The sequence below is a fragment of the Flavobacterium sp. MDT1-60 genome, assembly GCF_014844035.1.
Lineage (GTDB): Bacteria > Bacteroidota > Bacteroidia > Flavobacteriales > Flavobacteriaceae > Flavobacterium.
The window spans coordinates 2,317,625-2,343,873 of sequence record NZ_CP062159.1 but is presented as its reverse complement, the minus strand read 5'-3'; the positions used below and the strand labels follow the sequence as shown (position 1 = coordinate 2,343,873).

Annotated in this window: 28 protein-coding genes; 19 read left to right on the top strand and 9 right to left on the bottom strand. The window is 34.7% G+C overall.

The genetic code is table 11. The features are described 5' to 3' along the window. The first annotated feature begins 117 nt into the window (after nucleotides 1–117). Nucleotides 118–768, top strand: a complete 651-nt coding sequence (locus IHE43_RS10200) for an RNA polymerase sigma factor (RefSeq protein ID WP_192187835.1) — start codon at nucleotides 118–120, stop codon at nucleotides 766–768. A gap of 117 nt (nucleotides 769–885) precedes the next feature. Here the strand turns inward: IHE43_RS10200 and IHE43_RS10195 are convergent, their stop codons facing one another. From IHE43_RS10195 to IHE43_RS10175, 5 genes are all read right to left on the bottom strand, one after another. Further along, nucleotides 886–1,575 (bottom strand): DUF4397 domain-containing protein, encoded by a 690-nt coding sequence (locus tag IHE43_RS10195; RefSeq protein WP_192187834.1) that lies wholly within the window; start codon nucleotides 1,573–1,575, stop codon nucleotides 886–888. A 36-nt stretch (nucleotides 1,576–1,611) separates the two neighbouring features. Next, nucleotides 1,612–2,058 carry a DUF2141 domain-containing protein gene (locus IHE43_RS10190; protein ID WP_192187833.1) on the bottom strand — a complete coding sequence of 149 codons (447 nt, stop codon included), beginning with the start codon at nucleotides 2,056–2,058 and terminating at the stop codon, nucleotides 1,612–1,614. Between the two features lie 263 nt (nucleotides 2,059–2,321). Continuing rightward, entirely contained in the window at nucleotides 2,322–3,092 is a 771-nt protein-coding gene (locus IHE43_RS10185; protein WP_192187832.1) for a LytTR family DNA-binding domain-containing protein, read from the bottom strand. Further along, nucleotides 3,073–4,131: a sensor histidine kinase gene (locus IHE43_RS10180; RefSeq protein ID WP_192187831.1), complete on the bottom strand. Its 1,059-nt coding sequence runs from the start codon at nucleotides 4,129–4,131 to the stop codon at nucleotides 3,073–3,075. Before IHE43_RS10180 ends, IHE43_RS10185 begins: the two co-directional genes overlap by 20 nt. A gap of 165 nt (nucleotides 4,132–4,296) precedes the next feature. Then, nucleotides 4,297–4,881: a porin family protein gene (locus tag IHE43_RS10175; protein ID WP_192187830.1), complete on the bottom strand. Its 585-nt coding sequence runs from the start codon at nucleotides 4,879–4,881 to the stop codon at nucleotides 4,297–4,299. 681 nt (nucleotides 4,882–5,562) lie between these two features. Between IHE43_RS10175 and IHE43_RS10170 the strand changes: the two genes are divergently transcribed. The 15 genes from IHE43_RS10170 (at nucleotide 5,563) to IHE43_RS10100 (ending at nucleotide 18,997) form a co-directional block, all read left to right on the top strand. Then, on the top strand, nucleotides 5,563–6,381 hold the full coding sequence (locus IHE43_RS10170; protein ID WP_192187829.1) for an alpha/beta fold hydrolase: 819 nt from the start codon (nucleotides 5,563–5,565) through the stop codon (nucleotides 6,379–6,381). A 74-nt stretch (nucleotides 6,382–6,455) separates the two neighbouring features. Further along, a complete protein-coding gene (locus IHE43_RS10165; RefSeq protein WP_192187828.1) occupies nucleotides 6,456–6,773 on the top strand; it encodes a phosphoribosylpyrophosphate synthetase in 318 nt (105 codons plus the stop codon). An 11-nt stretch (nucleotides 6,774–6,784) separates the two neighbouring features. Further along, a complete protein-coding gene (locus IHE43_RS10160; protein WP_192187827.1) occupies nucleotides 6,785–7,417 on the top strand; it encodes a hydrolase in 633 nt (210 codons plus the stop codon). Between the two features lie 48 nt (nucleotides 7,418–7,465). Next, nucleotides 7,466–8,863 carry an alginate export family protein gene (locus IHE43_RS10155; protein WP_225585454.1) on the top strand — a complete coding sequence of 466 codons (1,398 nt, stop codon included), beginning with the start codon at nucleotides 7,466–7,468 and terminating at the stop codon, nucleotides 8,861–8,863. A 214-nt stretch (nucleotides 8,864–9,077) separates the two neighbouring features. Continuing rightward, nucleotides 9,078–9,818, top strand: a complete 741-nt coding sequence (locus IHE43_RS10150; RefSeq protein ID WP_192187826.1) for a M17 family peptidase N-terminal domain-containing protein — start codon at nucleotides 9,078–9,080, stop codon at nucleotides 9,816–9,818. Nucleotides 9,819–9,825: 7 nt separating this feature from the next. After that, on the top strand, nucleotides 9,826–11,712 hold the full coding sequence (locus IHE43_RS10145; RefSeq protein WP_192187825.1) for an amidohydrolase: 1,887 nt from the start codon (nucleotides 9,826–9,828) through the stop codon (nucleotides 11,710–11,712). A gap of 10 nt (nucleotides 11,713–11,722) precedes the next feature. Then, on the top strand, nucleotides 11,723–12,151 hold the full coding sequence (locus tag IHE43_RS10140; RefSeq protein WP_192187824.1) for a DoxX family protein: 429 nt from the start codon (nucleotides 11,723–11,725) through the stop codon (nucleotides 12,149–12,151). Nucleotide 12,152: 1 nt separating this feature from the next. Further along, a complete protein-coding gene (locus IHE43_RS10135; protein ID WP_192187823.1) occupies nucleotides 12,153–12,626 on the top strand; it encodes a Dps family protein in 474 nt (157 codons plus the stop codon). Nucleotides 12,627–12,637: 11 nt separating this feature from the next. After that, the gene (locus tag IHE43_RS10130; RefSeq protein WP_192187822.1) at nucleotides 12,638–13,300 is read left to right on the top strand and encodes a YoaK family protein; all 663 of its coding nucleotides are present in this window, start codon (nucleotides 12,638–12,640) and stop codon (nucleotides 13,298–13,300) included. Nucleotides 13,301–13,355: 55 nt separating this feature from the next. After that, nucleotides 13,356–15,635 carry a histidine kinase dimerization/phosphoacceptor domain -containing protein gene (locus tag IHE43_RS10125; protein WP_192187821.1) on the top strand — a complete coding sequence of 760 codons (2,280 nt, stop codon included), beginning with the start codon at nucleotides 13,356–13,358 and terminating at the stop codon, nucleotides 15,633–15,635. A 9-nt stretch (nucleotides 15,636–15,644) separates the two neighbouring features. Continuing rightward, entirely contained in the window at nucleotides 15,645–16,994 is a 1,350-nt protein-coding gene (locus IHE43_RS10120) for a sigma-54 dependent transcriptional regulator (RefSeq protein ID WP_192187820.1), read from the top strand. A 4-nt stretch (nucleotides 16,995–16,998) separates the two neighbouring features. Then, complete coding sequence (locus tag IHE43_RS10115; RefSeq protein ID WP_192187819.1) at nucleotides 16,999–17,289, top strand: GNAT family N-acetyltransferase; 291 nt, start codon at nucleotides 16,999–17,001, stop codon at nucleotides 17,287–17,289. A gap of 121 nt (nucleotides 17,290–17,410) precedes the next feature. Beyond that, on the top strand, nucleotides 17,411–18,031 hold the full coding sequence (locus IHE43_RS10110) for an alpha/beta hydrolase (protein WP_192187818.1): 621 nt from the start codon (nucleotides 17,411–17,413) through the stop codon (nucleotides 18,029–18,031). Next, nucleotides 18,028–18,378: a hypothetical protein gene (locus IHE43_RS10105; protein WP_192187817.1), complete on the top strand. Its 351-nt coding sequence runs from the start codon at nucleotides 18,028–18,030 to the stop codon at nucleotides 18,376–18,378. Before IHE43_RS10110 ends, IHE43_RS10105 begins: the two co-directional genes overlap by 4 nt. 1 nt (nucleotide 18,379) lies before the next feature. After that, entirely contained in the window at nucleotides 18,380–18,997 is a 618-nt protein-coding gene (locus IHE43_RS10100; protein ID WP_192187816.1) for a TMEM175 family protein, read from the top strand. Between the two features lies 1 nt (nucleotide 18,998). On the opposite strand, the gene IHE43_RS10095 is transcribed toward IHE43_RS10100, so the two are convergent. Beyond that, a complete protein-coding gene (locus tag IHE43_RS10095; protein ID WP_192187815.1) occupies nucleotides 18,999–20,591 on the bottom strand; it encodes a sigma-54-dependent Fis family transcriptional regulator in 1,593 nt (530 codons plus the stop codon). A 318-nt stretch (nucleotides 20,592–20,909) separates the two neighbouring features. Between IHE43_RS10095 and IHE43_RS10090 the strand changes: the two genes are divergently transcribed. The 3 genes from IHE43_RS10090 (at nucleotide 20,910) to IHE43_RS10080 (ending at nucleotide 23,567) form a co-directional block, all read left to right on the top strand. Next, nucleotides 20,910–21,848 (top strand): ring-cleaving dioxygenase, encoded by a 939-nt coding sequence (locus IHE43_RS10090; RefSeq protein WP_192187814.1) that lies wholly within the window; start codon nucleotides 20,910–20,912, stop codon nucleotides 21,846–21,848. 223 nt (nucleotides 21,849–22,071) lie between these two features. Next, on the top strand, nucleotides 22,072–22,632 hold the full coding sequence (locus IHE43_RS10085; protein ID WP_192187813.1) for a Crp/Fnr family transcriptional regulator: 561 nt from the start codon (nucleotides 22,072–22,074) through the stop codon (nucleotides 22,630–22,632). Between the two features lie 71 nt (nucleotides 22,633–22,703). After that, on the top strand, nucleotides 22,704–23,567 hold the full coding sequence (locus IHE43_RS10080) for an SDR family oxidoreductase (protein ID WP_192187812.1): 864 nt from the start codon (nucleotides 22,704–22,706) through the stop codon (nucleotides 23,565–23,567). 157 nt (nucleotides 23,568–23,724) lie between these two features. Here the strand turns inward: IHE43_RS10080 and IHE43_RS10075 are convergent, their stop codons facing one another. The 3 genes from IHE43_RS10075 to IHE43_RS10065 all read right to left on the bottom strand — a co-directional run bounded on the left by IHE43_RS10075 (nucleotide 23,725) and on the right by IHE43_RS10065 (nucleotide 26,232). Further along, complete coding sequence (locus IHE43_RS10075) at nucleotides 23,725–24,081, bottom strand: nuclear transport factor 2 family protein (RefSeq protein ID WP_192187811.1); 357 nt, start codon at nucleotides 24,079–24,081, stop codon at nucleotides 23,725–23,727. A 120-nt stretch (nucleotides 24,082–24,201) separates the two neighbouring features. Beyond that, nucleotides 24,202–25,338 carry an NADH-dependent flavin oxidoreductase gene (locus tag IHE43_RS10070; protein WP_192187810.1) on the bottom strand — a complete coding sequence of 379 codons (1,137 nt, stop codon included), beginning with the start codon at nucleotides 25,336–25,338 and terminating at the stop codon, nucleotides 24,202–24,204. 258 nt (nucleotides 25,339–25,596) lie between these two features. Next, nucleotides 25,597–26,232: an SDR family oxidoreductase gene (locus tag IHE43_RS10065; RefSeq protein WP_192187809.1), complete on the bottom strand. Its 636-nt coding sequence runs from the start codon at nucleotides 26,230–26,232 to the stop codon at nucleotides 25,597–25,599. Nucleotides 26,233–26,249 lie beyond the last annotated feature (17 nt).

Below are 26,249 nucleotides of genomic sequence, written 5' to 3'. Positions count from 1 at the left end.
CTTTATAAGCCTTTTTTATTTGTAATAAAATTCGATAGAAAACAAAAAAAATGATGTTTTTAGCAAAAAAAACACCATTTCAGGTTATAAAAACTATAAATTTATATATTTGTTTCCATGAAAAGTGAAGATTTTAACAATAACGATATACTAATTGATTCTCTAAAAAATGGAGATGAAAGAGCGTATACGTATTTGATCGACAGCTACCATCATAAACTTTGCGTATATGCCAACAGCCTTGTAAAAAATATTTACAATGCCGAAGATATCGTGCAAAATGTATTCATAAAAGTATGGGAACAACGTGAAAGATTAAAATCAGATCATGCTATAAAAAGCTTTCTTTATAAATTAGTGTACAATGAATTTATTGATTTGTACCGTAAAAATCAATCTTTATTTTCATTAGAAAAATCATATTATGACGCGTTAAATTCAATTGTTTTAGAGGATGATTCCGAATCTTTGCAGCGTGTTATAAATGTGGTAAATAAAGAAATTCAAAGCCTTCCTCCAAAATGCAAGGAAGTTTTTATTTTAAGCAAAAAAGAAGGTTTAACCAATATTGAAATTGCAGAACATCTTGACGTTTCAATAAAAACAGTCGAGGCACAAATAACCAAAGCCTTTTCGATTTTACGATCTTCTTTAGAGGAAAAAATAAAAAGCTTTTTATTTTTACTTTTTGGTATGAAACTGCAACAGCTACCACAAAAAAATCTCTTTATTAAACATGCAAAGGATGATTTACAACTTGCAAAGTAATTAGGTTACTTAAACATTGGACAATTTTTAAAGGACAATGAAATATTTTCAGAAAAAAAGATCAATACATCTCATCTAAAATTATTCTAGATTTAAGAGGTATTGATCTTTTAATTTTTAATTATGCGAAATCTGTTCAATTTTATATCCTGACGCAGATGATCCGGCAATAAAAACAGTATAGACTTTTCCTGCATCAAAATTAGTGGCCGGCAAAGTTGCCAGATTATCAGATCCTCCAGTACCGCGGACCTGAATACCTAAAGAACCTGCATTAATTTCAGAATAACTGCTTTGACTGTAGCGCGCAACATTTAAAACAAGATTGTTGCCTTGTGCATCAAGAAAATCAATATTAGCTGGGGCTCCACTGCTTAAATGAATAAATTTCACCTTGGCTTTTCCGCTGGCTGGTGCACTTATATTGTCTTCGTAGAGTCTCACTTCCGCATCGTCTCTTGATTCTCCCGTCAGATATACGGTATATCTTTTATCATCGCTCAGATCTAGTTCTTCACTGGCATACAAATCATTATCATTTTCATCTCTAAACTGGCTCGCCAAATTGTTCCCTACAGCCACATCGTGATACGAAACCGAATGATCCAAATACTCCAGATTACCAATATAGGGAATGTTGGCCATAACAAATTTTTGAGACCCTGAGTTAGGTGCAGCATTTACTACTTTAAGGCGTGCAGAACCAAAAGGATCAACTTCATTATTATCACAAGAAGATAGAATTATCAGTGCAGCTGCAGCGATTACTTTAAAAGAAATCAATTTCATTAAGATTTTAGTTTTCATAATTTTAATTTTGGGGTTTACTTCGTTATAATTGTATTACATGTATTTTACCTTAATTGTAATTTTGTTGTTTTGATTTTCTATCATGATTTTAAAGTCATCAAAGACAGGTTTTTTCATTTTTTCCATAAAGAAATTAGAGAAACCAAAACCTTCTTTGGGCATGCCTATGAAGTTTTTATCAAGTTCTCCATTTTTGTTTTCATCATCAATAATGGTTATGCCGTATGAACCTGGATCGAGATCACAATTAATACTCATAATGCCGTTATCGAATGTTTTTTTTTCAAAGATTAATTTTTTAGAGACTTTTTCCTGCTCGTAATCTTTGCTGTTTTTGAATACATTAAGTATAATTTGACCTTTTTCTGAACGGATGCCCGAAATTTTAATATTGGTATTTTGTCCGTAGGAACTGCAAAGGCATAAGAGGACTGTCGAGACCGTAAGGCAGACTGTTGAAGAGATTTTTGTTTGAATCATTATGTTTAATTTTAAGATATTGTACTGCGAAATTAAGGGTGCAGTTTCTTAAAAGACATAAAAAATAAAGTCAAACGGACAATTTTACGGGTGAAGCGTTTTGTAAAGAAAAAAGATGCTTTAGGAGAGAATTAATAATTGGTAAAGCTCTGTCTACAAAAAAATAGCTATAGCTTATTCTAATTTTTGATTGGATCTTAAAAGTATTTAACGGAGTCTGTAAACGCTGATTTATATTGTTTTTTCTTTTACCAGTTACTTTTTTACGAGGATTTGTTTGCTAACCAGGCCAATACTTTTGATCTTTTTTCTCTGCTGACAAAAATGTCTTTATGGAATGTAAATGAAAGGTTTATTTTTAACTTTCGTGGAAAATAATCTGTCACATCAGCTATTGAATTGCGGTTTACGAGAATCTGCCTGTTCATTCGAAAGAAAAATCTGCTGGTTCTTTTTTCCAGATCTTCGAGACTTTCGGTCAGGACATAACTTTTACCATTATGTGCCAGCATCACTGTGGTTTCGGCTTCGACAAAAAACAAAGCGATTTTGTCGAGTGTAAAAGGGAGAAGCCGATCTCTGTATTTCACCATTATAGTACCGCTGTGTGGCTGCTGAAGATTGGAGATTGTTTCCATTGCCTTTTGGTACTGCTGGGCAACCTGACCGCTCATTAACTTTTGCATGTTTTGAAATTTAGACAATGCCATTTTTAATTCCTCAGTACTAAAGGGTTTTAGAATATATTCTATACCATTAGCTTTAAAAGCATCAAGTGCATATTCATTAAAAGCCGTACAAAATATAACTGGAATATTAAGAGGAACGGTTTGCATAATTTCAAAACTAAGACCATCTCCTAGCTGAATATCACTAAAGATAAGATCTGGCTGCGGATTGTTTTTGAAATAAGCAACTGCTTCCTTAACAGATCCCAATAAGGCTGTGATTTCGATTTGCTCACTGCAGTTTTTCAAGCTGGCTGCAAGTTCTTCCGCTACAAGAGATTCATCTTCAATAATTATGATTTTCATCGGTATTTATTTTAAAGCTTACAGTAAAGGTAACGCCATCGTTTTGTATTATAATCTCATTTCCAGACCAAATAAGGCATCGTTCAGCCAGGTTTGCAAGACCGCTTTTTAAAGAAGTTTCGCTGTGTTTTTTAAGATTCATTGTATTTGATACTAATATGTAAGCTCCCTTTTGTTCTATTTTAATGTGTAAGGGCTGCTGTTTGGTAAATCTATTGTGCTTGATGGCATTTTCGGCCAATGGCTGAAGAGAAAAAGTGGGTATACTGCATTTGAGCATGTCCGGATTATTTATTTTAATATCCCATTCTAAAGCCTCGCTAAAACGCATTTTCTGCATTTCAAGATAGTTTTGGCAAAAATCGATTTCTTGCTCAAGTGTGGTAGCCATAGCAGCATTAAGCGTTACTGCAGTTCTTAAAAATCCGGCCAGCTGTATGAGATAATGCTCCCCAAGAAGAAGATCTTTTTTGTAAAGTGCTTTTAAGGTATTGAGGGAATTAAATAAAAAGTGAGGATGTATCTGCTGTTTCAAAAGCAGATTTTCAGCTTCTGCCGTTCGAAGCTGTAATCTTGAATTTTCGAGTTCAGTTTGTGTTTTAGCTAATCTTAAAATGGCAAAATCCTGTAAAAGGAGTACTAAAGTAGATATAAAAACAGCTTCCATTAAAAAAGTCATAATAAGCTCAATATCATAAGGGCTCCATTCGACATGTGCCATGTAGGCGAAAAAAGGCCATAATAACATTTGAAGGATTATGGAGGTACAAAAGCTGGCTACGTAACGCCAGATTCTAAACTGAACAATATCATTTGGGAACTTTAAAGAACAAAATTCAAGTATTGCTGACAATGAAAAAGTTACCGTAAAAATGTAAAACAGACTTTTTAAGGTCATAAAAAGAATCAAAGAAGCCGAATTCTTAAAAAGAATCAGGAAAAATAAAGCAATCAAAGATATTAACAACGTCAAAAAAACGTTCATTTTATAAATTTCCTTCAAAATAAAAGGAGAAAAAGATTTTGCGATGTTGTTCATAATTGTTGTTTACATTTTTTGATACAAACCTTATTTCATTTTAATTTCTTATTCAAAATTGAGGGAAAGTACAAAAAAACAGTAATACTGGTCTGATAATTTTGATGAACAAATAATACCTCCTGCTTACAGGCGGTATTATTTATTATTAGTTTATAAAGAGAGTTATTCCGCCTTAAAAAATATAAAAAGACTGACTTGTGACATTTGGTTTTGAAAGTCAGTATTCACAGTCGTTGATTTTATTTTACTCACATTCGTTAATCCCATATAATATCGGGCTCCAATACCAATACCTTTCGAAAATTGATAACCAATTCCGCCAACCATACCGGCATCAATTTTTTCTGCAAAATCATCATTGGTTATTTCTTTAAAATCTTCAGAAACTAAAATTCCCACTTGAGGACCTGCTTCAAAATACAGCCCAAAATCTGTTTTGTATTTTACGACAATCGGCACTGAGATATAAGAAAGTTTCAGTTCTTTTCCGTCCGAGAATCCACCTTTTAGTTTAACACCTTGAGTAGAGTACAAAAAATCTTCCTGAAGAGACCAGTTTTTATTGATATCTAATGCAACAATTGCACCGGCATGAAATCCAGGGAGACCGTCGGTATCGAAATCAGCATTGTAAAAATCACTGTAATTACCACCAGCTTTAAGACCAAAATGAATTCTGTTAAAAAAACTTTGGCTAAAAGCGCTTGAGGATACCAGAACAATGCAGAGCAAAAATAAATTTTTCATGATTTACTATATTTTAAATGTTAACAGGCAATAGCCTTTTTTTAATTTTATGATGCAAACATAAAAGGCATTACTGACAGAACCTTTAAAAATTTGGCTCAAACGGACAAAATTCGGGGTGAAACGATCACATTTTTTAAGAGCTGCACTGGTTGTAGATTTAGCAATACTATTAAATAACATCAATTAATGCATACATAATAAATCTATTTTGCATTATAAGCAGTTGGCTCATTTAGTTTGTTGCCGTTTTTATCAATCAAAACCTATAATTGAAAATACTGTTACCTTTTTATATCATTCAAAAAATCAGCGTCATAAATTTACGATATATCGTAAATAAAAATAACCGAATAAATCGATAAACCTTTCATTCAAAGGAACTTTTGCTTTCGGCACATTCATTGGCTTATGTCTGGCATCCAATTATTAATTTAAAAGATGTAAACATGAATAATATTATTACAATTAACAACTGAAATAAAGCAGTTGTCTTTAAATATTAAACAGGCAGCGTATGAGATTAACTTTTTTCTTAATCTAGATTAACCGATAGACTTTTGCACCTTCTGTAAGTTTGTAAAAGAAAATCAGAACAGCTTTTAAATCAAAAATAGATTTAATCACTATACAAGTTTTCAAATTTAACTCTAAAATTTAATAATCTAAAACCATAAAAAAATGAGCACATTTAAAGTACAAGACGGAACAGAAATTTTTTACAAAGATTGGGGAACAGGACAGCCGATAGTTTTTCACCACGGATGGCCATTATCAAGTGATGATTGGGATGCACAAATGATGTTTTTCCTAAAACAAGGATACAGAGTTATTGCACATGATCGCCGCGGACACGGTCGCTCTGGTCAAAGTGCAGAAGGAAACAATATGGAAACTTATGCAGCAGACGTAGCTGAATTGACAGCTGCCCTTGATTTAAAGGACGCTATCCACGTAGGTCACTCAACCGGAGGTGGTGAAGTGATACGTTATGCATCAAAATACGGAAAGGGACGTATTGCAAAAGCAGTAATTATTAGTGCTGTAACACCAATTATGATTCAAAATGAATCAAATCCTCAAGGTGTGCCATTAGCTATTTTTGATGAAATCAGACAAGGTACAGGATCAAACAGAGCACAGTATTTTTATGATTTCCCAATACCTTTCTACGGATGGAACCGCGAAGGAAAAACAGTTCAGGAAGGTATTAAACACAATTGGTGGCGTCAGGGAATGATGGGATCAGTATTAGCCCATTATGAAGGAATAAAAGCTTTCTCTGAATCAGATTTTACAGAAGATCTTAAGAGTTTAGATATTCCAGTTTTGGTATTGCACGGAGAAGATGATCAGATAGTACCTTTCGGACAGGCACCAAGAGCAGCAGCCCTTTTGAAAAATGGAAAACTAATTTCTTATCCTGATTTTCCTCATGGTATGCCGACTACAGAGGCGGAAACAATCAATAAAGATATTCTGGCTTTTATTAAAGCATAAGTAGAAATTTCTTAAAATTAATCAAAACTGCCTTTAATGGTTCCTTACAAAGGCAGTTTTTAAATTTTTCAACTATGAACTCTTTTCAACAACCCTCTTTTGATACCGTTACAGAAGCTTTACAATGGCTGTATCAGCAAGGTTTTACCGAAAACTTTAATCTTGATGAAAACTGTATTCGTTACAACAATAACAAACAAACTATGTCTCCGGAAGAATTCAAAATTGAATATTTATTTCGTTTTGAAGGTGATACAGATCCCGGTGATGAAGATATAGTATACGGAATTATATCTGAAGTTTATGCTATAAAAGGTGTTTTAACGAGCGCTTTCGGAATCTATGCAGACGCTGTTTCTGCTGAAATGATAAGAAAACTTTCAATCCATTAAAATCAATTTTTATGAAACCATCCACTAACTTATTATCACCGGACAATCACGCTTTAGTCTTAATTGACTTTGAAGGACAAATGGCATTTGCTACAACAAGCATTGCATTAAGCGAATTACGTAACAATGTTGCCATTATTTGCGGTGCATCTAAAATTTTCAACGTTCCGACAATTGTAACAACTGTTTTTGAAGAAAGCTTTGCAGGACCAGTTTTCCCGGAAATTGAAGAATATTATCCAATTGCTACTTCAGGATATATTGACCGTACAACAATGAATACCTGGGAAGACGAAAAAGCGTATAAAGCCATTACAGGAACAAAAAAACAAAAATTAGTTCTTGCCGGATTATGGACAGGTGTTTGTATCGTTGGCCCTGCTTTATCAGCAATTGAAGAAGGCTATGAAGTTTATGTAATCACGGATGCCTGCGGAGATGTAAGCAACGAAGCTCATGAACGTGCAATTCAGAGAATGATTCAGGTTGGCGCACAACCAATAACTTCTATCCAATATATACTAGAACTTCAAAGAGACTGGGCACGTCAGGAAACGTACGTTCCGGTAACGAATTTAATGAAAAAACATGGCGGTTCTTACGGTTTAGGAATTCATTATGCACATAATATGCTTAAACATTAATTCAGCTTTTTCATTCAATTTATTATAAATCTCTTACGCTTCATTATTTTGGAATCATCAAAATCCATATCGTCAAAAAATAAGAACTTCGGAATCATCGTAATGTGTTTTCTTTTAATGGGAAGCATCGCATCAGCACAAAATTTTAAACTTTTGCGTTATGATGAAAACTACGAATTTCTAAAAGATTCGAGCAGAAACTTTTATCAGAATCTAAAATTCATTCCGTTAAACAAACAGAAAGATTTTTATATGTCTCTTGGAGGTGAAGCACGATATGAATACGTTGATTTCAATAATGAAGATTGGGGAAGACTCAATATTGGTCACAACAATTTTTTATTACAACGCTACGATCTTTATGCCGATGTTCACTTAGGAAAAACCTTTAGGGTATTTGCTCAATTAAGAAGTGCTTTACAAGACGGAAGAATCAACGGCTCGCGCGGTATTGATGAAGATCAGCTGAATGTTCAGAATCTTTTTTTAGATGTTAATTTATATCAGAAAGAAGATAAAAAACTAACCATTCGTGCCGGAAGACAAGAACTCGATTATGGTTCCGGAAGATTAATTTCTGTTAGAGAAGGTCCAAACGCGAGACTTTATTTTACAGGAGGAAAAATAATGTATTCTTCTGCCCGATTCTCCATTGACGGATTTGCTATGATGGCAGACACGATTTATACAGGTGTTTTTGATAATAAAATGTCGAAACAGTTGAATCTCTGGGGCGCTTATTCTAAAATAATATTCCCAAAAGCAGGAAATCTGGATCTCTATTATCTCGGAATTAGAAGAGATCAATCGCTTTTTGAAGAAGGAATTGCTCCGGAAAAACGACACACCATTGGTACAAGACTTTGGAAATACGGCGGCGGTTTTATTTACAATCTGGAAGCAGCGTACCAATTCGGAACTTTTGGTTCAGGAAATATTAATGCCTGGACAGGATCTATTGACATTGGTTATTCTTTTGAAAACGTGAAGTTTAAACCCACAATAAACCTGAGAAACGATTATATTTCAGGAGATAAACATCAAGGTGACGGAAGTCTGCAAACATTCAATCCGTTATATCCAAAAGGAGGATATTTTGGTTTTAGCCCGCAGGTTGGTCCCGTAAACCTTATCGATATTCATCCTTATGCCACGATGGATTTACTGCCACAGCTAAAGATGCAGGTCGATGTGGTTTTTAACTGGCGATACTCACTGCAGGATGGTGTTTACAGACCAAGCGGCACATTGAATCTTAAAGGAAGTGCTTCAGAAGAACGATACATAGGGACAGCTTATCTTGCCAATTTTTCTTATAGCGTAAACAAATATATTTCAGTCGTAAGCGGTATTCAATATTTTAAAACCGGTGCTTTTATCAACGACGTAATACCAAATTCTAAAGACGGTGTTTTTTTTAATGCCAAACTTGGATTTAAATTTTAAAAACATCATTAATTCATCAACATAAATAATTAAACACATAGAAACATAGAATTTTGTAAACTCAAAAAGGCGTTTCACTTGCATTAATACACATAACTATGTGTGAGAAACTAGTTTCTTTTTATACTCTCTTTTATTCATTTCAGAATATAATCTATGTCTCTATGTGTTTAAATATTTTCAGAATATATTAACGTTACATAAATTCACAACTATGAAAAATTTATCAGTTTTCTCAACATCCAGACTTAGATATACTCTAACTCTTTTTATTGCAATGTTATTTGCAGGTTCATTCACCAACGCTATTTTTGCTCAGACGGCAGCACTCGGATCAACAACTACCTGGGGAAAAGTAGACGGAGTTGCCATAAACGGATTGGTTCAGGGACCATCTGCAGCCGAAGCAGAATTACAAGTTGCCTGCGTTTTTGAATACACAGAAGGTGACATTTTTAACCCTCCTGCCCTTCCCGCAAACCTAAACGGAATGGTGCATTTAGACGATGCCTTGAAAGGAATTATTACCGAATTACGCAAAAGCGGAAAATTTACAGGCCATTCACTTGAAACATTATTGATTACACCTCCAAAAGGTACTTTGGCAGCCAAACAATTATTGCTTATTGGTCTGGGCGATCGCACTAAGTTTACTCCAGATTTAATGATCAGTGTTGGAAGTACCGCTATGCGAGAAGCACTACGATTGGGAGTTTCTAATTATTCTTTTGCAAGTGATATCAAAGATGCGGGAATTGATTCCCCAACAGCTTTAGTGGCAACAAATGTAGTTTTGGGTTCTTTTGAAGCTTACAGAACGCAAACGTATTTAAAAGATAAAAAATTAGCTGATTATAAGCCTTTAAGCAAAATTATTCTGCTTGCCGGACCAGCATTTTATAATGTCGCGGGCGAAGGAATAAAAGAAGCTATTGCAAAACTTAACGCTAAATAACCGAATTATGAAAGCAGATCTAATTTTATTTAACGGTAAAATTCACAGTTTCGATGCTGAAACGCCAAATATCACGGCGGTAGCAATCAAAGACGGGAAATTTATTGCGGTTGGAAATGACAGTGATGTTATGGAATTTGCATCTGAGGAGACCAAAATAATCGACCTTCAAAATAAAAGAGTGGTTCCGGGAATCAACGATTCACACATTCACCTTATACGAGGCGGTTTAAATTATAATTTAGAGTTGCGCTGGGATGGAGTTCCTTCTTTAGCAGATGCGCTTAGAATGTTAAAAGAACAAGTGGACAGAACTCCAAATCCGCAATGGGTTCGTGTAGTTGGCGGCTGGTCTGAGTTTCAATTTGCAGAACGCAGAATGCCGACTTTAGAAGAAATCAACGCAATTGCTCCTGAAACTCCTGTTTTTATTCTGCATTTGTACGACAGAGCGATTATGAACAGAGCGGCGCTAAAAGCAGTTGGTTATACTAAAAATACACCCGCGCCTCCCGGAGGACAAATTGAAAGAGATTCAAATGGCGAACCAACCGGGCTTATTATTGCCACGCCAAATGCCATGATTTTGTATTCGACTTTGGCTAAAGGTCCCACGCTTTCTTACGAACATCAAATCAATTCTACGCGTCATTTCATGAAAGAATTGAACCGTTTCGGAATCACAAGTGTGATTGATGCCGGAGGTGGATTTCAGAATTTTCCGGATGATTATAAAGTTGTTAATGAATTGAATGAGAAGAAACAATTAACGGTTAGAATTGCTTACAATCTTTTTACTCAAAAACCAAAACACGAATTTGAAGATTTTGAAGATTGGATTGATACCGTAAAATTATATCAGGGAGATGACATGTACCGTCATAATGGTGCAGGCGAAATGTTAGTTTTTTCTGCTGCCGATTTTGAAGATTTTCTACAGCCAAGACCAGATCTTCCTGAAAACATGGAAGCCGAACTGGAAAAAGTAGTTCGACTGTTAGTAGAAAATCGCTGGCCATTCAGACTTCACGCGACGTATAATGAAAGCATTACAAGATTTTTAAATGTATTTGAAAAGATCAATCAGGAAATTCCGTTTAATGGATTACCGTGGATATTTGATCATGCCGAAACGATCGATGAAAGAAATATCGAACGCGTGAAAAATTTAGGAGGCGGTATCGCAGTGCAAAGCAGAATGGCTTATCAGGGCGAATATTTTACAGACAGATATGGTGCAAAAGCAGCCGAAAATACGCCGCCAATTAAAAAAATGCTCGAAATGGAAGTTCCTGTTGGCGGCGGTTCTGATGCTACAAGAGTCAGCAGTTACAATCCCTGGTTTTCAATGTATTGGATGACAGTTGGAAAAACGGTCGGTGGTCTGCAATTGTATAATGAAAGCAGATTAAGCAGAGAAACCGCTTTAGAATTATACACCAGAGGAAGTGCCTGGTTTTCGCAGGAACAAGCTAAAAAAGGAGACATTAGAACCGGAATGTTTGCTGATTTAGTGGTTTTAGATCGCGATTACTTCAATATTGAAGACGAAGACATTAAAAAAATAGAATCAGATTTGACTATTGTCGACGGAAAAATTGTGTATGCAAACGGAGATTTCTCTTCTTTTTCGCCGCCACATATTCCGATATTGCCAGACTGGTCGCCAACGAATATTTACAACGGTTATCCAACCAGAAGTAATTTGCAAAGCGCAATCGAAAAGAACTCAAAAGCAGACGCAAAACCAAGTCTGACTTCTCAAATACACAGTTGCAGCGGAAGTTGCGACGTTCATGCTCACAGTCATGATGTTGCCAGAATGAGTAATGTGCCGGTAAATAATTATAACGCATTTTGGGGCGCTTTGGGCTGCTCCTGCTTTGCTTTTTAAATTTAAAAAAATGATCGAAATTATAAAACAAATCCTTTATTCAGATTTAGGAACAACACTCAATAACGGGGCACTTTTAGTTTTTAGAATTTTATTGGCTGTTGAGCTATTCAGAGTACACGGCATGAAAAAATTCAGAGTCGAAAACGGACAAAGAGAACACGTTCCGAATCCGTTGCATTTGCCGGAAAAACTAAACGCAATAGTCGCTACCTTTTCTGATACTGTAGTTCCGTTTCTAATTATTCTGGGTGTTGGAACCCGACTTATAGTCTTACCAACCATTGGCGTTACAGCCGTAGGATATTTTGTCGTCCATAGAAAAGATTCACTCGAAGTACGCGACGTTCCTTACATGTATACTTTGTCCTTATTATTAATTCTTGCGCTTGGAGCAGGAAAATATTCACTTGATTATTATTTATTAAACTTAATTTAAAATGAAAGCAAACATCGGAATTAAACAAGAAAGCATTACCAAAGTAGTTGAAGTATTAACCAAAGTTTTGGCTGACGAATTTGTACTCTATACGAAAACAAAAAAAGCACACTGGAATGTTGAAGGTCCTGACTTTTACAACAAACATCTTTTTTTCGAACAACAATACGAAGCACTTGACGAAATTGTAGATGCTGTTGCAGAAAGAATCAGAACTTTAGGACATTATGCGCCCGGAACTTTAAAAGAATATCTTGCACTAACACATCTTACTGAAGAATCAAGAGAGAAAAATGACAGCGCCGGTTACATCAAAGAATTACTAGCTGACCATGAAAGCATTTTGATACACTTACGTGAAAATATCAACAATTTTGCAGCAGAATTGCACGATGCCGGAACTAGCGATTACATCACAGGACTTCTTGAAAATCACGAAAAAATGGCCTGGATGCTTCGTGCACACTTGAAATAAAAAACATACTTATGGAAATACAAAAAAATATTTGGTACGTTACCCTGCTGCTCACCATGATAGCAGGGTATTGTGATACCGTAACTTTTGTCGCTGCCGATTCGATATTTTCGGCACACGTTACGGGTAACTTTATTGTCTTTGCTTATCAAATCATTAAAGGTTCAGACCTGCATGCGTGGGTAAAACTATTGACTTTTCCTGTTTTTATTTTAGCAGTAATTGTGGGAGGAAGAATTGCTTTAAAAGCAACAAATCATTACACTATTTTATTTTGGGAGGGCATCATATTGGTTTTAAGCGGAATTGCTTCTTACGTTTTCGGTTATTTAGAAATCCTTTCAGAATGGACAATTTACACTGTTGCCATGACAACCGTTTTTGCAATGGGGCTTCAAAATGCTTTTGGAAAATTGTATGCTAAAGAAACACACGGTCCGACAACCATGATGACGGGAAATGTAACCCAAGCCTCTCTTGATTTAGGAAATTTATTAAAAAATGGATTGAAAGATGCTGAAGTGCTATTAAGTTTTAAGAAACAATTAGTTACTATAATCGGGTTTCTTGTGGGTTGTTTTTTAGGAGCCGTTGCCGGAAAATTTTTCGGATTATGGACTTTAGTTCTGCCTGGAGCTGGTATGATAATATGCTATTTCTATCACCGTGAATAGGAAACAAAGCTGGTTGTAAAGTTGCGGATTTCTGATAATATATTATCTTTAAAAAATGAATTTTATCCCTCTTATTTCTGTCAAAAAACAGCTGTGCATCTGGCGTACAGTGTCATTATTTTTACTCGTACCTCTTCAGGGAACAGCACAGTCAAAAGATGATCCGGATCAGTTAAAAAAGAAAATTGCTTCTGCTGAAAGTGACAGCCAAAAGGTCGAATTACTTTTGGCTTTAAGCAGTTATTATCTAACCAAACCAGGTGAGTTTAAAGCAGATCTTGACAGTGCGGATAATTTAAATTTTGAAGCAGGAAAATTAAGCAATACGTTGGGTTATAAACTCGGAAAAGGAAAATCGATTCTGTTATCTGCTCAGATTTGCAGAGAAAGAGGCGATTCTAAAAAAGGATTAATTATTACCAATAATGCTTTAACCTATTCTGTAAAAAACAATTTACCTGTTCTTAAAGCAGATGTTTACAGAGAACTTTGTGCGTACAAAGGTTATGAAGAAGAGGATGTAAAAGAAAAGATAAAATATCTTGAGATCGCAATTCCGCTTTACAAAAAAAGTAAAGCGTACAAAAAACAAGCCGATGCCCTAAAAGATCTTGCTGATTATTACGGAAGTATCGAAGAAAATCAAAAAGCATTAGTGCATCTGGAAAACGCAGTTGCTATTTATAAAGCGATTGGTTTTAAGGAACTTCAGGGTGTTTATACCTTGATGTCTGATAATTACGGAATATTGCAAAACACACAATTATCACTGCAATACGCATTAATGGCCGAAAAAACAGCCGAGGAAACTCATGATACAAGTTATCAACTGTGTACGATTTACAATCATCTTGGTCTTGCCTATTATGATCTTCTGAAATATGATTTAGCATTTTCTAATTTTGAAAAAGCACTAAATATTGCATTAGAGAATAAAAATGTAAGCGACATTAATACAATTAGTTATAATCTGGCATCGTTGTATTGCCAGCAAAAAAATTATCGTGAAGCATTGCGAACGCTCAAACGAACTGAAAAGGATTATCCGCCACAAGATGAAATTACCAAAATAAGACAGCGCTTTATATTTGTAGTTTGCTATTCGATGCTCAAACAACTGGACAATGCCAAACCTTATTATGAGCAAATATTAAAAGATTATCAGGAATCTGATACCGGCCTTGCCTATAAACTAACCGGAATTATCATTTATTTACAACAGTCAGGTCAGGTCGAAAAAACGTATGCTTACATTGAAAAGTTCAAAGAATTTGCTAAAAAATCGAACAAGCTTATTCTCTATTCACAGATCGAACTTTTGTCTTTTCAATCGGATCATGCCAGTAAAAAATACGAATCTGCCATAAAACATTTACAGAGGCATCAACTTTTTAGAGATTCTATTTTTAATGTAGAGAAACTAAAACAGTCTGCAGCATTGCAGCTTCAATTTGAAACAGAAAAAAAAGACAAAAATATTAAACTGCTTACCCAGCAGGGAAAATTACAAGAAATAAAAATTCATAACGATCAGATTATCCGTTATGTTTTTATAGGAAGTGTTGCGGTTTTGGTACTTTTTCTAGCGTTCTTATACAATAGTTTCAGATCAAAAAAGAAGAAGAACGAAGAATTAGAAATTCAGCGACAACAGATTAATGAACAGAATGAACTGAATAAAAAAATGCTGCTTGAAAAAGAATGGCTTTTAAAGGAAATTCACCATCGCGTAAAAAATAATCTTCAGATTGTCATTAGTTTACTAAACACGCAATCGGCTTATTTGGATAATGAAGATGCCTTAATGGCGATACAAAACAGCCAGCACAGAATGCATGCCATGTCATTGATACATCAAAAACTATATCAATCTGATAATCTGGCGAATATAGATATGTCCTGGTATATATATGAGCTAATAAGTTATATGCGAGAATGTTTTGATACTGATCATAAAATCAATTTTGTTCTGGATACAGAAAAAGTGTATCTTGATGTAGCACAAGCAGTTCCACTGGGATTAATTATAAATGAAGCCATTAATAATGCTATTAAATACGCTTTTCCTTTTGACAAAAAAGGAGATGTACATATTGAGCTTAAAAATATCGGGGAGAACAATTATCAGCTGGTAATTACCGATAACGGAGTTGGTCTTCCGGCTAATTTTGAAGATACAGAGAGAAATTCGCTTGGAATGAATTTAATGATGGGATTAACTGATCAGATTGATGGAACTTTTGATATGAAAAATGATAACGGTTTGAACATCAAAATTACATTTACCAGAAATACAGAATTTGAAGGATCAACTGAAAAAGCTGAAATTATATAACTTATATTGATGAAGGAGAAAATTCTAATTGTTGAAGATGAATTTATAGTCGCAAATGATTTAAAAATCATGTTGTTGAAAGCGGGTTATGAAATAATCGGTATCGCTTCTTCTGTGGTTCAGGCACGTAAATTAATCGAGACAAAAAGACCAGATTGGGTTTTGCTGGATATTATGCTGAAAGGCGATCTTACCGGAATTGATCTGGCGTGGGAGCTTCGCGAAATGCAATTGCCATTTCTCTATATTTCTGCTAATACCAACCAATCCACTCTTGAAGCAGTTAAAGCAACCCATCCTTATGGATTTATGGTAAAACCGTTTAGAGAAAGAGATCTTATTGTCATGCTGGACATTGCGAAATACAGATTCGGTCAGGAAAAAGGAACTTTAGCTGAGATTCCACTTGATAACGAAATTGAAGGAATTATTGGAAAAAGCAGTCTTTTAAGAGAAGTAATTGAAAAAATTAAAATTGTAGCTCCAGCCGAAACTTCCGTATTGATTTTGGGTGAAAGCGGTACCGGAAAAGAAAGAGTAGCGCATTCTATACACGATCTTTCGGCACATAAATCAAATGCAATTGTAATTGTCAATTGTGCTGCTTTGCCGCATTCGTTAATAGAATCAGAACTTTTCGGACATGAAAAAGGTGCTTTTACAGGAGCGAATACTTTACGAATCGGAAAATTTGAACAAGCAGATAACGGGACTATTTTTCTGGATGAAATTGGCGAATTACCTCTTGATTCTCAGGTAAAATTATTACGCGTTTTACAGGAAAAAGAAATCCAGAGACTTGGTGGAAATAAAACGATTAAAATCAATGTTCGAATTGTAGCCGCAACGAATAGATCTCTTGAAAAAGAAGTTGCCGAAGGACGTTTTAGACTTGATTTATATTATCGCTTAAATGTATTTCCGATTCAGCTTCCAACGTTAAAAGAGCGCAAAGAAGATATTGAAGCATTAGCCAATTATTTTCTAAAAAAATATGCCGCAAGTTCCCGCAAAAATGTGAGCACTATTAGTTCAGCGGCTTTAGAACAATTAATGCAGTACGAATGGCCGGGAAACATTCGAGAATTAGAACATTTGATAGAAAGAAATGTACTGCTGGCCAAAACAAACGAAATCGAAAAATTGGATCTTCCATCAAATAATTCAAATCCGTTAGAAGTCAATAACGGCAAAATGAAGTCGATGGAAGAAATGGAAAAAGAGCACATTATGAATGCCCTTCAAATTTGTAACGGAAAAGTTTCTGGTCCTGGAGGTGCAGCAGAACTGCTGAAAATGCAGCCACAGACTTTGCATTCAAAAATGAAAAAATTAGGTATAAAACAAGGATATAATTAAAGATATGGAAACAATAAAACTAGAATTAGACGAGAAAAAACACGGTGCTTTTAATCTTTATATTGATGACAAAAAACTTGGCGAAATGACGGTAAGCATCAAAGATGATGTATTAACTGTTTATCATACAGGAGTTGAGCCGGAAGCCGAAGGAAAAGGCTATGCAAAAAAACTTCTTGAAGAAATGGTTTCGTATGTACGCAGCAACAATATGATGGTTTTGGCGCTTTGTCCGTACGTACACGCGCAATTCAAAAGACATCCGGATGAGTATCAGGATATTTGGAAAAAATAACTAATACTTAAGCGTTTAAAAATATAGCCACAGATTAAAGGATTAAATTGATTTTAAAAAAATCTGCTAAATCTGCGTGAAAAATAATTACGCGCAAACAATTAATTAAAAAATAGAAATCATGAATACAGAAATTATAACCGACGGTATTCCTTTAAATATAGCTAAAAAAGCTTTAATTATGATTCACGGGCGTGGTGCAGGCGCTCATGATATTCTTTCAATTGCAAAACATCTTAAAGTCGATGATTTTGCATTGGTTGCACCTCAGGCAGAAAACAGAACCTGGTATCCGTATTCGTTTTTAGTTCCGATTGAAGAGAACGAACCATCATTTTCAAAATCATTAGATGCCATTCATCAGGTTGTTGTCGCTATTCAGCAAAACGGAATCGAAAAAGAAAATATTTACTTCCTTGGATTTTCGCAGGGAGCTTGTCTTGCTTTAGAATTTACAGCCAGAAATGCTGCAAAATACGGTGGCGTTGTAGCTTTTACAGGCGGACTTATCGGCGATAAGGTTTATGAAGATCATTATGCAGGAAACTTCGAAAACACACCGGTTTTCATCGGTACCAGTGATCCTGACTTTCATGTTCCTGTAGAAAGAGTAAATGAAACTGCAGCACTTTTAGAAAAAATGGGTGCTTCGGTTACTAAAAAAATCTATGACAATATGGGACATACTATAAGTCAGGACGAAATAGATTTGGCTAACAAACTTGTTTTTGCAAAAAAATGATTCAGATAACCCGGGTTTACAGTGATACCAATGGCGAAAGTCATTTTGAAGACTTCGAAGTTCCGTTGAAAAACAATGGCAATATTGGATTTTTATCTGATGATGAACCTGTAAAATCAATTGTATTTAGAGAAGTCAGTCCGTCTTATGATTACGATTTTCATAATGCGCCAGACCGTCAATATATTGTTTTATTAGAAGGCGGCGTAGAAATCGAAACTTCATTAGGAGAAAAAAGAACCTTTGAAACGGGTTCGATTTTATTGGTTGAAGACACAACCGGAAAAGGACACAAAACAAAAAATATTGAGGCAAAACTTCGAAAATCAATATTTATAAAATTATAAAATGGAAAAAGAAACCGTAAGAATAGAGAATTTCAGTGATGCTGTATTTGCAATTGCTATTACGCTTTTGATTCTGGATCTCCATACTCCAGATACAAGTACGATAAAAAATGGCACTGAATTATTGATTTTTTTAAAAGGTGAATGGACATCGTATCTTGCTTTTACGCTTTCTTTTTTCAGTATTTTTATCATGTGGGTCAATCATCACAAAATTTTCAAACAGATTTACAGCCGTAATACGGCAATTATGTTCTCAAACGGATTGATTCTTTTTCTGGTTACGGCAGTTTCTTATCCTACAGCTTTACTGGCACGTTTTTTTGAAGGCGAAGCTTCAAATATTGCTGTAGCGATTTATACGGGAATATTTGTACTTATCAATCTTTCGTACAATTTGTTATGGTTTACGGCAAGCAGCAACAAGAAACTTTTGCGTCCTGAAATCACAAATTCGGTAATAAAAAAAATCAGAAATAATTATTTATACGGATTTCCAACGTATGTAATTGCGTTCGTAATTTCATTTCAATTTCCTGCAATTGCTTTATCAATCAACATTATTTTATTAGTTTTCTGGGCCGTTTCTTCAGGAAAAATAAAGATGATTCAGGAATAAATCAATCTGAAAAATGTTCTTTTTTAATGCCTAGTTTCTGCATTCTCGAAATCAAAGTTGTTCCCGGCAAACCTAATAAAATTGCAGCCCCTTGTGGTCCTGAAATTCTTCCGCCGCATTTTTTAACTACTTTTAAAATATGTTCTTTTTCTATTTCCTGTAATGTTTTAATATAAAAATCATTTTCGATAGCAGCAGATTCAGTTTTAAAATTTTCAGGAAAACTCATTTCTTTTATCGTTTCTTCTTTAGCAAATAAAATACTGCGTTCTACCATATTTTCGAGTTCACGCACATTTCCGGGCCAGACGTTAGCCGTCATACTTTTGAGTACTTTTTTTGAAAACCCATTTATCTTTTTACCGATTCTCTGCGAATGTCTTTTTAAGAAAAAATTCCCTAAAACTTCTATATCTTCCGGACGGTCTCGTAAAGCCGGAAGCGAAATCGGAAAAACATTCAATCGATAATATAAATCACTTCTAAAACGACCTTCGGCAACTTCTTTTTCAAGTGATCGGTTAGTTGCAGCAATCACCCGAATATTAACTTTTATCGTGTTTCTGCCGCCAATTCTTTCTATTTCTTTTTCCTGAAGCACCCGAAGTAGTTTTCCCTGCAGTACTAATGGCAGCTCGCCTATTTCATCCAGGAAAATAGTTCCGTTATCAGCTTGTTCAAACTTACCTATTCTTAAATCTGAAGCCCCTGTAAACGCACCTTTTTCGTGGCCAAATAATTCACTTTCAATTAAATTTTCAGGAATCGAAGCACAATTTACTTTGATCATTCTTTCCTTAGATACTAAAGATAAGTTATGAATAGCAGCTGCAATCAATTCTTTTCCAGTTCCCGTTTCACCAGAAATTAAAACGGTCGATTGAGAAGCTGCAACCTGCGAAATCAATTCGTAAACATTTTGCATTGCCTCGCTCTTTCCAACAATTCCTTGAAAATCTTCGTTATTTTCAATTATTGGTTCTTCTTCATTTTCAACCGGATTTCTATTCGGGATTGTAAGTCCGTTGATTTTACTTTCATATTCCTGTCTCAAAATAATATTTCTGACCGTTATAGAAAGTTGCATCGCAATTCCTCTAATAATTCGGCTGGATTCTCTGTTAAAGGTTTTCGCATCTTTAAAGAACAAAAAAAGTACATTTCTGTTTCCTTTAATATAAGGAAGACAAATGCCTATTCCGTTTTTAAAACCTTTATTATTTGCAAGAGTAATGTGTGGAGGAAAATTATTCTTTTTTTCGCTTATCGTTTTTAGATCAAAAATAACCGAATCGGCAGAATCTATGCAAAGATCAAAAAAACCATCATTAATTATATGTTTTTTTAACGCAGCATCTTTCTGCAAAAATTGATAAAAAATGTGATATTCAGTTTCACTTTCTTCAGCGGAAGCGAGAATAAAATCATCAAAAGCAAACTCGTCTTTTAAAACGCCATGTACAACATGACCGAATTCTTCTTTTGTCAAAGCCTGAGAAAGTGTACTGCAAATTGACAAAATCAAAATTTGTTCTCGTTCTCTTTCCTGCAATCGGTTCATTAAAATTACAGTTTGATCTGTCGGCTTTTCCATAAATAATAATTCGCACGGTATTTTGTGCAATAACAGCGTAAATTTAAGAAATAGCTTTATTAAAATAGTATTGATTTTTTAAACAAAACATATTTCGACCCATAAAATTACGATATATCGTATAGTCAGGAAACATATTAAAACCATAAAAAACTAATTTACAATGCATTAATATTTACGGAATAACATTTGACTCCAATTAAACAATAAAAAAAATAACGGCTTTTTATTTCTTAATCTAGGTTAATCGATGCACAGCCATAACCGAAGTAAATTTGTAAAAGAAAATCAATAACAATTTAATACATATAAAAAACCATGGAAAATAAAATTTTAGGCTTACACCATATTACTGCAATTGCAGGTGATGCTAAACGCAACTTCAACTTTTATTCAAACATATTAGGATTACGTTTTATCAAAAAAACAGTAAACTTTGACGATCCCGGAACATATCATTTTTACTTTGGTGATGAAGTTGGAAGCGCCGGAACAATTTTAACTTTTTTCCCTTGGGGAGAAGGAATTCAGCAAGGAAGAAAAGGATCCGGAATGGCAACAGAAATCGGATATTCTGTTCCAAAAGGAAGTCTTGACTTTTGGCAGAAACGTTTTGAAAAATACAATGTAATTTACAATAAACCAGCTGAAAAATTCGGCGAAAAATATCTTACTTTCTTAGATCCGGACGGATTAAAATTAGAATTAATCGAATCAAAAACAGACGATAACAGAAAACCCTGGGAAACGGATGAAGTAAAAGCAGATGTGGCTACAAGAGGTTTCCATAACATTACTTTGACTTTAAACAGCATAAAAGCAACTGCTGCAATCTTAACCGAAATATTTGGTTATAAATTGATTGAACAAGATGTAAACCGTTACCGTTACGCAACTGATGCAGTAGAAAATGCCGCAATTGTTGACTTGGTAGAATTGGCTGAAGAAAAACGCGGCCATGTTGCTAATGGATCTGTACATCACGTAGCTTTCAGAGTTCAAAATGATGAAATTTTAATGCACTTCCGTGAAAAAATCGAGGAATACGGATTGTCTATTACACCGCAGATTGACAGACAATATTTCCATTCGCTATATTTTAGAGAACCAGGCGGGGTTTTGTTTGAAATTGCAACTGATAATCCCGGATTTACAGTTGATGAAAGCTTAGAAGAATTAGGTCAAAACTTAAAACTTCCTGCACAATACGAATCTCAAAGATCAAGCATTGAAAATCATTTAGTTAAAATTAATTAATCTCAAAAGGTTGGTTAAATCATAGAATAAGAAAATATAAAGAATCATAATTTGTTATTAAAGCTGTCTAGTATTAGGCAGCTTTTCTTGATTAATATTAGATCAACGTAAAATTGTAATAGGAGAAAAGAAGTAAATTTTCTCGATTAGTTTGTGTTATACCGTTGTCTTACCTTTACAATAGCAATTTAAATCAGAGACTTATAATAACCCGTAATAAAAAATGAACGCACTTATAGAAAAATTTAAACAGTATGGTCCCCTCAGTGCCGAAATTGAAAATGAACTCCTAAAAAAGATAAAAATTCAAACCAGGCCAAAGGGTGATTTTTTCCTCAAACAAGGACAGATTATCACCTGTCTGTTTATGCTGGAAACTGGACTCGTTCGTTCTTATTATACTGTAGAGGACCGAGAAGTGAATTCTTGGTTTGGTTTTGAAAATATAATTTTAGGGTCGATAACCCCACTATTCCATCAGCGTCCATCCTCTGAGAACATTCAGTTTTTAGAACTCTCCACCCTACATTATATAGAGAGCAGTGATATGAATGCTCTCTACAGAAAATATACTGAAATGAACACGATCGGCAGATTAATAGCCGAAGAGTGCTGTCAGTTTCTGGAAGAGCGTGTAAACTCCCTGCAGACCCAGTCTGCCGAAAAAAGATACCATACCTTATTATCCTCTCAGCCTGATGCGGTCCAAAGAATTTCTCTGGGACATATTGCCTCCTATCTGGGTATAAAACAAGAAACCCTCAGCCGGATTAGAAAGAAATAACGGATTTTGACTTTTGTCAAAAAAACACGTCAAAAGTTGCTTTTACTTTGCAGTATTAAATTAAAATAATTATGATATTAATAACAGGAGCATCCGGAAATTTAGGCACAGCAGTACTTGAGAATCTATTAAAACAGGTATCTGCAAATGGGATTTCAGTGTTAGTAAGAAATCCAGTCAAAGCAGCATCATTTGAAAAAAGGGGCATTAAGGCACAGATTGGCGATTATAGTAATAAAGCGTCAGTTATAAAGGCTTTACAGGGCGTAGAGAAACTTTTACTGATCAGCAGCAGCGGTGCTAATGCATTGCAGGAACATAAAAACGTAATAGATGCTGCAATTCAGTCAGGTGTGAGCCATATTTATTATACAGGCGGAGCTTTAAACAGAAATATCAAGGAATCGCTTCTTGGACCTTTGGCTGACTCTTATATAACAACTGAAGATTATATAATGGCAAGCGGTTTAAAATATACTGTCTTCCAAAATGGACTTTATTCGGAAACTATTCCTTATTTTATCGGAGAGCAGGTGATCGAAACAGGGATTTACTTTCCTGCTGGAGACGGAAAGGCATCTTTTGCTAAAAGAGATGAAATGGGAGAAGCCATTGCCAACGTAATGGCAGAAGAGGGACACGAAAATAAAATTTACGTTACCACAGTTGTTCCATCATATTCCTTTTCAGAAATTGCCGAGATGATTACAGAACTCTCCGGTAAGACAATAACGTACCAAAGCCCCGAGCCGCAGGAATTTGAAAACCAATTAAAAGAATTCGGCCTGCAGGATGAAGACATCTACTATTCACAAATACTGGCGGCAATAATAAAAAATGAGGAGTATGATATTGCCGTGTCAGATCTTGAAACCTTATTGGGAAGAAAACCAACTGATTTGAAAACGTATCTTAAAGAAACATTTTTACCTTAAAGTATTATGAAGTATTTATTTTTTTGAAAAACAAACCCCAAAAAGATTCTTCATCCAATAAAAAAGGGATGACTTTTTAATCATCCCTTCCTGTAGGCGTTAAGGCATCTCAAATTTTATTTGAATGAATTAATATCTAAATAGTTAAGTTTTGTACTTATTTTGACTGATAAACTTTACTCACTATTTTCCACTGTTCTCCATCTTTTACCAATGTAAACATATCGGCAAATTTGTTCTTACCAAACTGAGATTCAATTCTGGCAATAGCAACATTTTTTGCAACATTTAAATAAGTCAATTCATAATGAGCGTCCATCGGTTCGCTGCTATCAAAGCCGTCATACAATACCTTTATTGGTACACTTTTCAAAACACCATTCTCAGTCCATGACATGGTTGCTGTATCAGCAAAAGCTTTTGCGGTAATTTTACCGTCAGCTTTACGGCCACCTTCTACATAAAAATCTATGGCACGAATGACACCTTCTTTTTCTTCTTTTGTAACTTCCATAACTTGATTGTTTTTAATTGATTTATTTTGATTATTGCATGACAACAACATGCTTGATACTATTACGAGTAATGCTGGAATTTTTCTTTTCATTTTATAGCTTTTTATTTTGATTATTAATTAAGCTTCTACCTGTACCCATCCTTCTAGTTTTTCGAATATGGTCATTAATTTTGATGGGATTTTTTTGTCTTGTACTGTTGCTAGTTTAAGAATTGAAGTGATTTTATCTTCTTGTCCATTTTGAGTTAATTCTACCCAATCAGGATTAACAATCAAAGTCCTTCCGATTGCCACCATAGAAACACCATAGTCTAGAACTTGATCAGCCATTACAGGTTTTGTAATACCTCCGGCAACCAAAACAGGAACTCTGTTATTAACATAATTATTTAATAGAACTGATATTGGTTCTTTAGAAAATTCTGAATCTATTGGTTTTTGATTGACAGCATCCAGCAGAGAGAAATGTAAATAATCAATCTTTTCTTCAATTAGCTTATCCATTAGACTGAACGTATCTGGAAGTCCATAAGTTTGCTGAGGCATTTCCTCTGGTGATATTCTGTACCCTATCAAAAAAGGACGATCAGCATATTTTGAAACTACATCTTTTACTTCTCTTAAAATTTCCAAACTAAGTCGCAAACGATTTTCCAGAGAACCTCCCCATTGATCATTTCTATTATTGAAAAAAGGCGATATAAAATTTTGAAGTAAGAATCCGTGTGCTCCATGAATTTCTACGCCGTCAAAACCCGCTTCAATTGCTCTTCTGGTGGTTTCTCCAAAGGCCTTGATAATTTCCAGAATTTCATTGTCGCTCAATTCTTTTGGAAGATTTTCTTTTTCAAAAAGCACTATAGATCCACTTGAAACTGCACTTGCACTTACCACTTTACCATCTGGAATAAGTCCGGGAATTGCTTTATTTCCCGCGTGAAACATCTGCAAAATTGCTGGAGCTCCACCACTTTTTGCAGCTTTGGCCAACTTCTTTAAACTTGGAAGAAAAGTATCATCATATCCTGCAAATTCGTGGGTAAAACCAATACCATTTGCCGTAACATGGGTACATCCTGTGATTACTAATCCAACACCATTTACTCTTTTCTTGTAATATTCAACTTCTTCATCGGATATGGTGAAGTCTTCATTAGATGCCCAAGTAGTCATAGGCGACATCACAATTCTATTTTTCAAACTAATTCCGTTCCCAAATAACAAGGGAGCAAACAACTTATTATATTTATTCATTACTTAATTTTTTTGAGCATAATTTACTGTCTGCCTGACAGAATAGTTAAGCTCCATTTCCAAAACAAAGGTACAATGACTAAAGTGTGGCGTTTTTTCTAATTAGCTCAAAGAATTTTACTAATTAGTCCTTTTTTAAGAATTGGAAATATTAAATGCGGGAGTTTATCCATTAAATAAGATTTGTTATAAAAACTTTTAATGAGAAATTGAGAATAAGTTGGAAGAAAGTAATTCAAATAAATAGAATGCTGTATTTTATTTGATTTGATCTAAAGCTTCAGCAATCGGAGTATTGCCGTCGTGCATTAAAATGACTTTACCAATAGTTGAATTATTTTGTAATATTGATACAAGAGTATCTACAACATTAGCAATAGAATTAGATCCGGGGTTGGTCACATTGGTCTCTATTTTTCCTGTGCCCGCCTCTTCTTTCAGTGCTCCGGGCTGCAAAATAGTATAATTGAGTTTGGTTTGAGTCGTAAGGTAAAGGTCAGCATAATGCTTGGCAATGTTATAATCTGTTAAGTTACTCAGGAAAGATTCATTCCAACGCTCCGGCTGCAAGGCGAAAACAGAACTTAGCATAATATAACGTTTAACTCCTGCTTTCTCTGAGGCCTGCATCGATTTTATCGCTCCGTGTAAATCAATCTGTAAAAGGTTTTTCCCTCGTGATCCGGAAACAAAGTAAATGGCATCAACACCATTCATACTTTCTGCAATCGTATCAACATCGCTTAGTAAATCAATATAGACTTGCTCAATATTATCAAAATTATTTTCTGCCTTTGGGTTTCTTGAGCCCGATAAAACCTGATGTTGAGAAGCTAATTTATTAACTAAAAGAGATCCAACCCTTCCATTTCCTCCAATAACTAATACTTTCATAAGTTTTATTTTAAAAT